14 protein-coding genes are annotated in these 13,260 nt (G+C 36.0%); 13 read left to right on the forward strand and 1 reads right to left on the reverse strand.

Features of this window, described 5'->3' with window-relative positions; all coding sequences use genetic code 11:
- Positions 1-15: 15 nt before the first annotated feature.
- The 7 genes from HMPREF1135_RS12060 (at position 16) to HMPREF1135_RS12090 (ending at position 6,263) form a co-directional block, all read left to right on the forward strand.
- Complete coding sequence (locus HMPREF1135_RS12060) at positions 16-2,397, forward strand: glycoside hydrolase family 31 protein (RefSeq protein WP_007595575.1); 2,382 nt, start codon at positions 16-18, stop codon at positions 2,395-2,397.
- A gap of 158 nt (positions 2,398-2,555) precedes the next feature.
- Complete coding sequence (locus tag HMPREF1135_RS12065; protein ID WP_007595576.1) at positions 2,556-3,143, forward strand: hypothetical protein; 588 nt, start codon at positions 2,556-2,558, stop codon at positions 3,141-3,143.
- Complete coding sequence (locus HMPREF1135_RS12070; protein ID WP_007595577.1) at positions 3,136-3,390, forward strand: hypothetical protein; 255 nt, start codon at positions 3,136-3,138, stop codon at positions 3,388-3,390. Before HMPREF1135_RS12065 ends, HMPREF1135_RS12070 begins: the two co-directional genes overlap by 8 nt.
- 10 nt (positions 3,391-3,400) lie before the next feature.
- Positions 3,401-3,778: a protein-export chaperone SecB gene (locus HMPREF1135_RS12075; protein WP_007595578.1), complete on the forward strand. Its 378-nt coding sequence runs from the start codon at positions 3,401-3,403 to the stop codon at positions 3,776-3,778.
- Positions 3,779-3,867: 89 nt separating this feature from the next.
- Positions 3,868-4,218: an arsenate reductase family protein gene (locus HMPREF1135_RS12080; protein WP_007595579.1), complete on the forward strand. Its 351-nt coding sequence runs from the start codon at positions 3,868-3,870 to the stop codon at positions 4,216-4,218.
- A 183-nt stretch (positions 4,219-4,401) separates the two neighbouring features.
- The gene (locus tag HMPREF1135_RS12085) at positions 4,402-5,316 is read left to right on the forward strand and encodes a dihydrodipicolinate synthase family protein (RefSeq protein WP_007595580.1); all 915 of its coding nucleotides are present in this window, start codon (positions 4,402-4,404) and stop codon (positions 5,314-5,316) included.
- Positions 5,313-6,263: an ROK family protein gene (locus tag HMPREF1135_RS12090; RefSeq protein WP_007595581.1), complete on the forward strand. Its 951-nt coding sequence runs from the start codon at positions 5,313-5,315 to the stop codon at positions 6,261-6,263. Before HMPREF1135_RS12085 ends, HMPREF1135_RS12090 begins: the two co-directional genes overlap by 4 nt.
- A 73-nt stretch (positions 6,264-6,336) precedes the next feature.
- Here HMPREF1135_RS12090 and HMPREF1135_RS12095 read toward each other — a convergent pair whose 3' ends face one another.
- Positions 6,337-7,701, reverse strand: coding sequence for a TrpB-like pyridoxal phosphate-dependent enzyme (locus HMPREF1135_RS12095; protein WP_007595582.1), 1,365 nt, complete (start codon positions 7,699-7,701; stop codon positions 6,337-6,339).
- Between the two features lie 382 nt (positions 7,702-8,083).
- Between HMPREF1135_RS12095 and HMPREF1135_RS12100 the strand changes: the two genes are divergently transcribed.
- The 6 genes from HMPREF1135_RS12100 to HMPREF1135_RS12125 all read left to right on the forward strand — a co-directional run bounded on the left by HMPREF1135_RS12100 (position 8,084) and on the right by HMPREF1135_RS12125 (position 13,256).
- A complete protein-coding gene (locus HMPREF1135_RS12100) occupies positions 8,084-10,255 on the forward strand; it encodes a hypothetical protein (RefSeq protein WP_007595583.1) in 2,172 nt (723 codons plus the stop codon).
- A gap of 101 nt (positions 10,256-10,356) precedes the next feature.
- Positions 10,357-10,782: a hypothetical protein gene (locus tag HMPREF1135_RS12105; protein ID WP_007595584.1), complete on the forward strand. Its 426-nt coding sequence runs from the start codon at positions 10,357-10,359 to the stop codon at positions 10,780-10,782.
- Between the two features lie 19 nt (positions 10,783-10,801).
- Positions 10,802-11,230 carry a hypothetical protein gene (locus HMPREF1135_RS12110; RefSeq protein ID WP_007595585.1) on the forward strand — a complete coding sequence of 143 codons (429 nt, stop codon included), beginning with the start codon at positions 10,802-10,804 and terminating at the stop codon, positions 11,228-11,230.
- Positions 11,231-11,393: 163 nt separating this feature from the next.
- Entirely contained in the window at positions 11,394-11,921 is a 528-nt protein-coding gene (locus HMPREF1135_RS12115; protein ID WP_007595586.1) for an FHA domain-containing protein, read from the forward strand.
- A 5-nt stretch (positions 11,922-11,926) separates the two neighbouring features.
- Positions 11,927-12,418, forward strand: coding sequence for an FHA domain-containing protein (locus tag HMPREF1135_RS12120; RefSeq protein WP_007595587.1), 492 nt, complete (start codon positions 11,927-11,929; stop codon positions 12,416-12,418).
- 22 nt (positions 12,419-12,440) lie between these two features.
- Complete coding sequence (locus HMPREF1135_RS12125) at positions 12,441-13,256, forward strand: hypothetical protein (protein WP_007595589.1); 816 nt, start codon at positions 12,441-12,443, stop codon at positions 13,254-13,256.
- Positions 13,257-13,260 lie beyond the last annotated feature (4 nt).

A 13,260-nucleotide genomic window follows, 5' to 3' on the forward strand; every position in this document is an offset into this window, starting at 1 on the left:
TAGAAAGAGAGAAAAATGGTAAGTACAAAGGCGGCAGAGGCTTCAATAATTAAAGGGAATAATTATAGAATAAGTATTCTTACCGATAGACTTATAAGGTTTGAATACAGTAAAAAAAATATATTTGTTGATGAAGAGACGGCGGCTGTTACAAACAGAAAGTTCCCGAAAGCAAAATTTGATGTTTTGGACAGTGAAGACAAACTGGTTATAGTTACAGATTATCTAAGAGTAATATATGATAAAAAAGAATTTACAGGTGAAGGCTTAAGGATTAATGTAAGCGGAAATTACGGAACAACTTCAAGTGTATGGCATTATGGAGATAAGAATGAGAGTTTAAAAGGAACAACCAGAACTCTTGATAATATTGACGGAGCAACAGAGCTTGGCGAGGGAATTGTTTCAAGGCAGATGTGGTCTGTGGTGGATGACAGCAATTCAATGCTTATAACAAAGGATGGATTTAAATTAAGAAAAGATTCTGAAGCAATAGATTTATATTTCTTCGGATATGGACTTGATTTTTTGACAGCACTGAAGGATTTCTATACTCTCAGTGGAGAATTACCTCTACTGCCGAGATTTACACTTGGTAACTGGTGGAGCAGATATTATAAATACACTCAAAAGTCATATCTGGATTTGATGGACAGATTTGACAGTGAGGATATTCCGTTTTGTGTGGCGGTTATCGATATGGACTGGCACATTACTGATGTGGAAGGAAGATTCGGTACAGGATGGACAGGTTATACATGGAATAAGGAACTTTTCCCAAGTCCAAAAGATTTTCTAAGTGAACTGCATACAAGAGGATATAAGGTCTTACTGAATGTACATCCGGCAGACGGTATAAGGGCATATGAAGATTGCTATAAGGATATGGGGGAATTTATGGGTGTAGATATTAAAAAGGAAGAACCTGTACTTTTTGATATTGCCGATGATAAATTCAGAGAAGGATATTTTAAACATGTACATCATCCACTTGAAAAGCAGGGAGTCGATTACTGGTGGATAGACTGGCAACAGGGAGAAAACTCAGGCCATAAGGGGCTTGATCCGCTATGGCTTTTAAACTATTTCCACTATAAAGATTCTGAAAGAAGAGATGAGGGAAGAGGTCTAATACTTTCAAGATATGCAGGAGTGGGAAGTCACAAATATCCTATAGGATTTTCCGGAGATACCATTATTACATGGGACAGTCTTGACTTTCAGCCGTATTTTACAGCTACAGCATCAAATATCGGATATGCATGGTGGAGCCATGATATCGGCGGACATATGAACGGAGTTCGAGATGACGAGATGTTTGTAAGATGGGTACAGTTTGGGGTATTCTCACCTATAATGAGATTGCACAGTACCTGCAATGAGTTTTCAGGAAAAGAACCTTGGAAGTACAATCAGATTGCGGAAAGAATAACAAAGAAATATTTAAGACTTCGTCATAGACTTATACCATATCTTTATACTATGAACAAAAGAGCAAATGTGGATAAGCTTCCTTTAATACTGCCACTTTATTACTATGAGCCTGCAAATGATAAGGTTTATAATTATAAAAATGAGTATTATTTCGGAGAGGATCTGATAGTATGTCCTGTGACAAGAAAAATTGATGCAGAGAGCGGATTGGCAAAGACCAAGATATGGCTTCCGGAGGGTGAATGGTTTGATATCTTTACCGGAGTAAGGTATAGAGGAAATCGTGAACTTGAAATCTACAGAAATCTGGAAGATATCGCCGTATTTGCAAGAGAGGGAAGTATTTTACCTCTTAATGCAAATGTAAGTACAAATGAGATATCAAGTCCTGCAGAAATGGATCTGTTTATTTTTGCCGGTAAGGACGGAGAGTTCACTCTTGCCGAAGATGAAAAGGAATTTAATACTTATGTCGAGTCTGACTGGGCATATACAGGATATGAGATTCTGGAAGGCAATGCAAAGAGAATATTTAGAATAAACCCTGTTTCGGGAAATAAAAATGCTGCAAGGGAGAAGAGAAGATATAATCTCTATTTCTACGGTGCAGGAAAAGAAAGTGAATTTGATATTTTACTCGATAAAAAGAAAATAGAACCTGCAAGTATTGAATATGATGAAACAAAAAATGTTTTAATTATAAGATTGCCGGAGATTTCATCATCATCTGCTTTAGAAGTGGAAATTGATGATAAAGAGAGCCCTTCACATAGCAGCATACAGAGCAGAGCATTTGATATACTTAATAAGGCACAGATAGAATATGATTTAAAGACAGCTGTAATGGAGGTGGTACGAAAGTATAACTCTCAAAATGCGTGTGAATTAATTGGTGAAATTTACTGTGTATGTGAAAACGAGTTTGTTAGAGGAGCTATAATAGAGCTTTTATCTGCAAAATAGAGAATGCAATAAAGAAGAAAGTGAAAAGTATTACAGACTGCTTTGTAATGAGTATCATGAAGTTGGAAAATAAATTTTTAATTGTATAGATAATAACATAGAAAAATGTTAGAATATAATATACATTATTGAGAGAGTATTGGTCACATGGAGAAATAATGAGATATACTGAAAGCTACTATAATCTAAGCCATGGGACAGATATTGAATCTGCAGAAGATATTAAAACAAATGGCTTTGCTTTAAGAGGAGATAAGACAAGTTGGTGTGGAGAAGGTGTATATTTCTATGATATAAAGGCGAAAGCCTGGTGGGCAGCTAAAAGAAAATGTAATGAGTTAAAGCAAAAGGGCAAAGGTAGTATTAAAGCCACGGTTATTTTAGCTGATATAGAAGATATATACAAGGATGAAACGTTTGACTTAAGGGTAAAAAAAGACTTGGACGATTTTGAAAGCTTTGTCAATTCAATGTTATCAGGGGATGATAAAATTCTGATTGAAGGAGTTGATGATGAAGTAGAGAGAAAAATTGTATTAAGGTCCATGTTGATTTCGTTTTATGCAAAAGAAAAACATTACAAGTTGATAATAGGCAATTTTAAACAACGTCAACAACCTTTATATGAGCGTACAATTGAGTTTGCAGATTCATTGGACATGGTTTTTGGAGTAGAGACAATATATTGTGTAAAAGATACCGGTATAATCAGTAATATTCGAATAGGAGGTAAGCAAGGTGAATAGTTTGATGGACAAGTTTATAATGTATGCGAAAGAGCAGTTTGGATATGATATTTCACTGACAGAAGCTGATACTCCAGATACATTTGAGTCATTATTTGGAGTAAGCTTCATCACAGAAGAAGAAAACACAGCTGTATCATATGATGAAAAATTTATATATAAGAATGATTCAGCTATAGTAGCGAATATGGATACAGTATATTTAGTTGATGACTGTATACAACAGGATATTGGCTTGGCTGCTTAGTGAGGTGAGAATGGATATTAAGGACATTAGATCAAGTCTACAAATGAAGAACTTTTGTTTTAGTAAATTTTCATTTGTGAGGGATAAGGTTATTAAAAATGGTGAACTTAATGCAGATATAAAGAAGAATATCATTCCTATCGGTAAGCATGAATACAATGTAATATTGACAACTACAATTGAAAAGGATGATATGAACATAGAATTGGTAGCGGAAGCCCAATTTTTATATGAGTCGGAGGATTATTCAAGAGAAGAGTCAATAATAAATACAAATACTGTAGCAATAATGTTTCCATTTATTAGAAGCCAAGTTACGCTATTGACATCACAGCCCGGTATGGCTCCGATTATACTTCCGCCTATTAATACGCAGAAGTTAAAGTGATATATAGTTTATCTAAAAAACAGCATTTTTTAAAAATATTTTGGCCTTATTTTAAGCCGGACTATTTTTAGTTTATTAAAGGAGATTTTATGTTAGTATTTCATTATCCTAAATGTTCAACTTGTGTGAAGGCAAGAAAGTGGTTAAGAGATAAAAATGTGGAGTTCACAGAAAAGAATATTGTGGAGGAGACTCCAAGTGTAGAAGAGTTAAAAAAGGTTTTAGATTATTCGGGACTTCCTATAAAGAAGCTTTTTAATACAAGCGGTATGCTATATAGAGAGCTTAATATCAAAGAAAAAATGGATACTATGAGTGATGACGAAAAGCTCAAGCTCCTTTCAGAAAACGGAATGCTTGTAAAAAGACCTATAGTTTTGGGAGACGATTTTGCCTTGGTAGGTTTTAAAGAAAGTGAGTGGGGGAATAGGTGGCAGTAAAGACATCGGTTAGAGCGTAATTTATTTAAAACTGATAAAGCATAGAAAGTTTAGAAAATAATTTCAAAATGATTATTCTTATTGAAAAACTATTCAATGAGTGATATTCTAAGCTTATAATTATATGATGAGGGTCAAAGATATTTGACCCTCTTGGTATTATCTCTACAATAAGGAGGCATTATGAGAAATTTAGATAAGTACAAGGGAGTCATTCCGGCATTTTATGCATGTTATGATGATAACGGGGAGATCAGTCCTGAGAGAGTAAGAGCTCTTACAGAGTACTTTGTGGATAAAAAGGTTAGAGGAGTATATGTAAACGGTTCTTCAGGTGAATGTATTTATCAGAGCGTTGAAGACAGAAAAGTTGTTCTTGAGAATGTAATGAAGGTTAAGGGTGATCTCACAATAATTAACCATATAGCATGTAACAATACAAAGGACGGTATGGAACTTGCAGCTCATGCAGAGAGTCTTAAAGTAGATGCAATTGCGGCAATTCCGCCTATTTATTTTAAGCTTCCGGAGTATGCCGTTGCACAGTATTGGAATGATTACAGCAGTGCTGCGCCGAATACAGATTTTATTATCTACAATATCCCACAGCTTGCAGGAGTGGCTTTAAGCAGAGGACTCTATGCAAAGATGAGAGAGAATAAGAATGTTATAGGTGTAAAGAATTCTTCCATGCCTGTATTTGACATTCAAGGCTTTGTAAGAGACGGCGGCGATGATTATATCGTATTTAACGGTCCGGATGAGCAGTTTGTTTCAGGTAGAGTAATAGGTGCAAAAGCAGGTATCGGTGGAACATACGGAGCAATGCCTGAGCTTTTCCTTGCAATGGATGAGTGTATAAATTCAGGCGATATGAAGAGAGCAAATGAGATACAATATTGTGTAAATGATATTATAGCGGCTCTTACTTCAGGACATGGAAATATGTATGCTATGATAAAGGAAGTTCTTAGAATTAACGAGGGGCTTGATATCGGAAGCGTAAGAAAACCGTTGGTGGCATTGACAGATGCCGATAAAGAGATTGCAAAATCAGCGGCAAAAATGATAGTTGACGCCAAGAAGAAATTTTTATGATAAATAAAGTGTATTTGGGAATTGATATAGGTGGAACCGCAGCAAAGTTTGGACTTGTTGATGAGAACGGCAACATACTTCACAAGGATGAGTTCTCGGTTTCATTTGACGGATATGAGACTCCGATACTTAAGACTGTTTTGGAAAAGACAGAGTATTTTGTGGCTTCAAGCGGACTTGAGTTTAGTGAAATATCCGGTATAGGTGTATCTGCTACAGGTCAGATAGACTCCGAAAAAGGTGAAGTTATCGGAAGTGCGGGACATATAAAAAACTGGGTAGGATCAAAGATAAAGGAAAGCTTTGAAAAAAAATATGCTGTCAAAACTATAGTTATAAATGATGCAAACAGTGCGGCCCTCGGTGAAAAATGGATAGGAGCAGGAAGAGGCTATAAAAATATAGTTGCTATAACTATCGGTACCGGAGTTGGTGGAGGCATTATAGTTGATGACAAGATTTTGCTTGGAAAAAGAGGACTGGCAGGAGAGATAGGACATATAGTGATACATGGAAGCGGAGAGAGTTGTTCATGCGGAAATGTAGGTTGTCTTGAAAGATATGCATCCACAACAGCGCTTGTAAGGAGTGTCTCAAAATTGCAAAAGGAAAATCCGACAGCTTTTCCGAAAGACTTTGAAGAAAATATAAACGGTAGAAAGATATTTGATGCCTTACATGAAAACAGCCTGTTAAGGCAGGCGGTTGATAACTGGGTGGATGATATTTCACTTGGAATAATTTCACTGGTTCATATCTTTAATCCCGAACAGGTTATTATAGGCGGTGGAGTAAGCGGCAGAAAAGAGTTTATAGAAAGCCTTAGTAAAAAGGTAAATGAAAAAGTAATGCCAAGATTTTCAGAAGGACTTGAAATAGTTCCTGCAAAACTTGGAAATGATGCCGGCCTTATCGGTGCGATATATTATTTGATAGAGAATAAATAAAACATATAAATGCAAATGAGCTTTATTTCATAATACTTGTAGCGCTTGTATTATGAAATAAAGCTCTTATTTTTTACTCTACCTTTGGCAGCATATCTGCATATTTTTTGAGTTCCTCATCTGTCGGAACACTGTCATCCATCTTTCCGTCATGGAATTTCTCATAAGCAACCATATCAAAATATCCGGTTCCTGTAAGTCCGAATACGATAGTCTTTTCTTCACCGCTCTCTTTGCATTTTTTTGCTTCTTCAATAGCCGCATAGATAGCATGTGAGCTCTCAGGAGCAGGGAGAATACCCTCAGTTCTTGCAAAATATTCTGCAGCCTTAAATACATCCGTCTGATTTACTGAAGCTGCCTCCATATAACCGTCATGATAAAGCTGAGAGAGAGTAGAACTCATTCCATGATATCTGAGACCACCGGCATGGCTTGGTGAAGGAATAAAATCACTTCCTAAAGTGTACATCTTTGCAAGCGGAGTCATCATACCCGTATCACAGAAGTCATAGGCAAATGTTCCTCTTGTAAAGCTTGGACATGACGCAGGCTCTATAGCTACGATTCTCACATCACTTTCACCTCTGAGCTTCTCACCCATGAAAGGAGATATAAGACCGCCAAGGTTTGAACCGCCGCCTGCACAGCCTATAATAATATCAGGCTTGATATTATACTTATCAAGTGCGGCCTTAGTCTCAAGACCGATAATTGACTGATGCAATAAAACCTGATTTAATACGCTTCCGAGCACATATCTGTACCCTTCAGTAGTTGTGGCCTTTTCTACAGCCTCCGATATAGCACATCCAAGACTTCCTGTGGTGCCGGGATGTCTTTCCAGAATTCTTCTTCCCACTTCCGTTTCCATAGACGGTGAAGGTGTGACGGTAGCACCGTATGTTCTCATAACCTCACGTCTGAAAGGCTTCTGCTCATAGGATACCTTAACCATATATACCTTACAGTCAAGTCCAAAGTATGCACATGCCATAGAAAGTGCGGTACCCCATTGTCCTGCACCGGTTTCTGTGGTAACACCTTTAAGTCCCTGTTCTTTAGCATAGTAGGCTTGAGCTATAGCCGAGTTTAACTTATGGCTTCCGCTGGTATTATTTCCCTCAAATTTGTAATAAATCTTTGCAGGTGTGCCAAGCTTTTCTTCCAGACAGTATGCTCTTACAAGTGGAGCAGGTCTGTACATTCTGTAAAATGATCTGATTGCCTCAGGTATCTCAAAATAAGCGGTGGTATCATCAAGCTCCTGCTTAACAAGCTCGTCACAGAATACATGTGACAGCTCTTCATAGGTCACAGGTTTATGTGTTCCGGGATTTAAAAGCGGAGCCGGCTTATTCTTCATATCAGCTCTTACATTGTACCAATATTTTGGCATCTCATTTTCTTCCAAATAAATCTTATAAGGTATATCCATACACTCTCTCCTTTCAAGTGGACATCTGCCGAAGTGCCGGCAAATATTATATTCTAAAGTATACATTGATAAGTAGCTTTAGTCCAGTGAAGAATTGGTGAAATATAACAATGTAGGTGAATATGATTTCAAGCATTTTAAATAACTTCGGAAATAAAATTTATATTTTAAGTATTGAAAATATAGTTTTCATATGATAATATTAAACCACTAAGAAAAGTGTGAAGAAAATTATATAAAATGCAAATGTTAGAAAATGTGGACGTAAAATATTGTACTTAATATGATATTATGAGAGAGAAAGAGGGGTAATTTTGTGCATTTTTAAGAGACTGTATTAGGTGCAAGTAAAACTTAATATTTTTTTAAAGGAGACGCAAGGATGGCAGAGAGTATTATAAGGCAAACGAATCGTACTTTATTGATTGAAGAGATTAATCCGGAGAAACTGAACTTACTTACTTTAGTAGGGGATGTAAGAGGGTTGGATAGTTTAAGTGATGATAAAGTAAAGGAAATCAATGAAGCACTTTTAGTTAAGGATTTTGATGAGTTTTTAGAAAAGTTTGACCCTACAGTATACTCTTTTTTTAATGCATCAACGGGAAAAATTGTATATTCAAAAGAGAAACCTACAGGTGTTCCTGAGAATATGCTAAGCATAGTTCATCTAAATGCACATAATGATTTTTTGAAAATGCTTATGACCTTGGTGGAGACAAAAAGAAGTCAGGGAATTATAAATGCAGATTTTAAATTTGAAAAGCTTACAGAGATGATTTCACCGTCAAAGGTAATGGACGATATTAAGCAGGTTAGAAAAGAACTTCAGTATACATATGCAGAGTATGCAAAGCTTGAAGACGGAGACCCACATAAGCTTGATCTCGGAGATAAACTTAATTCAATGTTTGAAGAGGCAAGTGCAAATTATCAAAACCTGATGGCTATGATTCCGTTAGCAATTTCCGATATAAAAACAAGACTTTTATTAGGGGAATCAGAAGAGTCGAAGAGTAATGATGCATTAACATTAGGACTTCTAACTATGTCTTCCGAGGGAGAACTTACAGTAATTGAAGCACCGAAAGTGGAAGAGAGCAGACTTGTTCTTGCAGATGATAACTCAAATGCCGGATTGATAGAAGCCCTTGAGGAGGATTATGATGCACTTAATGCTGAAGGTAACAGCTATGTAAAGCAACTGGTAGTAAGAACATTTTGTCCTTTGAATTCAGCTATGCAAAGTCAGATAGATGTCAAAAAAGAAGTGGCAAACTATAATACATATCTTGAATTTTATAAGAATGCAAAGGATGATTTTATAAAAGTTGTAAAACCTTTAGTTGAAAAAATTTTAGGTGTATGGGCATTTTTTGAGCAGTATCCTAAGCAGGTAAAAGGTATGAAACCCACATTACTTGTTGCAAATGTTAAAAATGAAGTAATGGCAAACAGTTTAAATGTGCCAAAACTTTGTGCATATCTGAATACGGTGAATGAAAAGAATGATTACAGTAATACTGTATGGTATGCAATTGTTGCAGGTGTATCTTTAGATGAAAAATCAAAGATGAATGTAACAAGAGAGAGGTTTAAAGGTAATAAAGACAGTGTAAAATCAGAGAATATTAGCGTTGAATCATTGGCAAGGATTGCGGATGCACTAAAGGATTATGGAGTGCAGTGTTTTTATTCATATGAAACCGGAGATAAGACAACATTTAACAGTATGGCAATGACCGGTGTAGGATTTTTTGATGACAGATGTTCAGGTCTTAGCGGAAAGCCTTATTCAGAATATTTGATTCCATGTGTGCCTAACTTTACTATTATTCCAAAGGATAAGTCAGGGGTAAAGCTTGAAAGCAAGATGATAATCAATGAAAACGAGGCGGCAGAACTTTCTAAGGCAAAAGAAGATATTATGAAACTCTGGATAGATGGAGTATATATAGGTGCAGCTTATGTGGCGGCCGGATTTGTGGCAAGTTATCAGTCTCCGGAGTATTTAAAAGAGTACTTTAAGAAAGATGTTGATACTGATTTACCGGGAGTGAGATTTGATATTGAGGCTAAGAACAATTCGCTTAAGGTGCATACTACAATGTCTAAAGAGATAACCGGGTTTACTAATAGTGTTAAAGATGATATTAACAAAAGAGGATTCGGATTTGTATTTTCTTCTGAGAATGCGGTTTTGGATGGAGAAAATATCAGCCATATAATGGTTTACAAAGCAAGAAATTTAAAACTGTCGGGTGGAAGCTATGAGCCGATTTATAAAACACAGACAGCTAATTATATTGAAAGAATTTTAAGACATGCAACAGGGGACTTCAAATCAGAGAATATAGGTAAGTTTTTCTCTAATAATCCTTCAAGTCAAAAGAGTGTTTGGCTTTCAAAGAGGTCAAATATTAATGCTATACTTGGTGCAGGTGATGATATTACCTATGAAGCGGATGAAACAGCAGGTGTATGTACAATAGAAATAAGCTTCGGTAATGCAATAAAGAGACTTGAAGTACCGTTAAACCGTGCAGGAGAATAAATTACATAAAGTAATATACCTGCAACTTTGTTAGTCGAAAAATATTTTTATAATATTTTAAGAGGTTTTACTATAATAATACTTTTATAGGAGGTAGCACAATGGGAATTAGATTCAGAGTAACCGGATCAGAAGTAGCGGACTTTGATGAGAGAAGTATTGTAAATGCTGAATTTTTATCAGAGTCACCGAAAGATTCCAATGCTAAGGCGACAGATTATGGCTTAGGAGTCAAGGTATGGGGGCGAGTTTTGTACAATGTCGGAGCTGACAGTGATGATGTATTAAAGCTGGCAAAATGGTCTCAAATACCATCTGAAAATGCTGATTGTTACAGAGTGGCGGAGGTTACAGTAGTTTCAGCAGGAGCTGTTGTAAGGAAGTATGTCATTCCAAATGCTTTTGTTGTAGAGTATTCTGAGAGGGCGGATGATGTGAACGGAACAGGAGAGTTTTACATTCATATCCGTCAAAAGAAGGATAATAATGCGAAAGTGACTGTAGAAGGCGGATATGCCGGAGAATAAGGAATAGGAGGGCTTAAGTATGGCATATAAAGTAAAAATTGAGGGTAATGAAAGTTTTGAACTGGCAAAGGAATGCGTAAACAGTGTGTTTTTATCTACTGATATCCCGATTGATTCAAATGCACGTACCAATGATGCCGGTGCTACCATGGAAATCACAGGAAAGATTCTGACTGCGGTAGATGGGGATCCTTTTGATTCTACTAAAAACATGGCACTTTGGTCAATGGTTCCTGCACAGAGCAAAGATTGCTACAGAAAGGTTACTGTAGAGCAGATTGTAGCAGGAATTACAAAAAGAAAATATGTATTTCCTAATGCATTTGTAGTTGCTTATACAGAGAGGCATGGAGATGAGGAAGGTGTTGGAAACTTTACTCTTGTAATAAAACAGAAAAAAGATAAAATGGCAGGTCTGGTAGTGGAAGGCGGTTATGCAGCCGAATAACAGATAATCAGCCGTTAGAAATGTAGGCTGTATGACTTGTCATGCAGCCTTGTTTTTTATAGTGTTGGCGTCAGGGAATTATCGCCTTGCGACAAGTACCGCCATGCTGACGAGTAGGGAGAATAAATCACCCCCTACTTGAATAAAAGTAGGGGAGAGATATATGAATAAAAAATGTTTAATTGATATTTTAGGTATAACTATGGCCATATTGTGCGCCATAATTACAGGAATCTTTGGAAGGGCATGGAATGGCGGATATATATTTTATATGTTTTCTTTTTTAGTTTCAGGTTCTTTGATCTATTTTCTGATAAAGGATTTTTCTTTAAAAAGAGAAAAGATACAAGATACATTTCTATCAGAACTTGTACTTTTAAGCGAGGAAAATACAGTTATAAGAAGTTGGAGTATATTAGGGAAAAATTCGGTTGTAATAGGAAAGAAAAACAGCGAGGAAGATATAGATATAGACCTATGCGATACTGCTTTTGGTGGAACGGTAAGTGATATTCATGCAGTACTTAACTATGTGGAGGGGCTCTGGTATATAGAAGACATGCAGAGTAAAAACGGAACACAGATAAAAGGGTTTTTAGAAGATAAACTTTATAACATACGAGATGGGCAAAGTAGACTTGTAAAAAATGACTATATTTTTATTGGACTGAATAAATTACAGATAAGGTAAGAGCTATGGGGAATTTAATACGATGCAAAAACGGTCATATGTTTTCAAAGAGAAGATATGGGAATATATGCCCATATTGCAATATGGATATGACTGAAAGAAGAGAGCTTGAGGAATCTTTTGATGATGCTGAACTTGAAGAAAGCTTGATTAGAATAAAAACCAAGCCGGTGTGTGCATGGTTGGTATGCATTAAAGGACCGAGGTACGGAAAGGATTATAGAGTAGTATTTGGGAAAAACTATATAGGAAGAACAGATGCTATGGATATTCAAATTATAGGTGATAATGCAATAAAGCAGGAGAATCATGCAATTTTGTCATTTGATGAAAGAGATATGGAAGGCACCTTGATTTGTACAGAAGGAGGAGGAATTACATACCTAAATGGTAAGGCTGTGTATACACCTCAGGTTTTGGAAACATATGATGTAATTACCATGGGGGAGAGTGAGTTTTTATATATTGCCTTATGTGGTAAGCAGTTTTCATGGTAAAAATAATTATGAGGTAAATAATATGGAAATTGCTTTATGGGCAAATGTAATTTGTATAATAACTGCTTTTGGAATTTTAATTCTAAGGATATCTATACAAGTAAAAAAAGAAAAAAACGGTAAATGTGATGTAGAAGCTGTACTTGATATAGGAAAAAGACAGATTCAGACAAATGCATATGGTATTAAAAGATTAAATGGCGGCATGATGGCGGTTCTTACAGCAGGGGAAGGAAGAGATTATGTAGGAAAAGTTGCGGCACTGACTACGGTAAGGACTTTTACTAAATTATATGACCAATATGACAGTACACAAAGTCCTGACAGCTTCTTTGAAAAGGTATTTAAACTGGCTAATACAAATGTACTAAATATACCGGATATGGGAAAGGCTTATGCAGGATGTATTGTACTAAATGGAAATACATTGAAATACGCCATAGTCGGGCATATGAATATTTATATTTTTAGAGGAAAAGAACTGATACTACTTAGTAAGGGGCAGATTATGGAGGAGCTTATAAAAGAAAAAGTAAGTAAAGGGCTTTTAAGTAAAGAGGCAGCACTTAGAATTTCCGATATAAACAGGGCATACAATTTTGTAGGAAGAGATGATTATATGCCTCCTCTTGTAAGTAGGAATGATATAAGATTAAAGAAAAAAGATATACTTGTAATGCTAACTGAAAGTGTGCAAAACAGTATTTCAGTTAGGGAAATGGAAGAAGTTCTTGTAAAAAAGAACTCATGTAAAGAAAAAGCAAGAGAGATTATAGAAGTTATAAAAGGTAAAAATAAAGAAACGGCTAATCTGGGACTGATAATTATTGGAATGTAGGAGG

Source organism: Lachnoanaerobaculum sp. OBRC5-5 (assembly GCF_000296385.1).
In the GTDB taxonomy this organism is placed as follows: domain Bacteria; phylum Bacillota; class Clostridia; order Lachnospirales; family Lachnospiraceae; genus Lachnoanaerobaculum.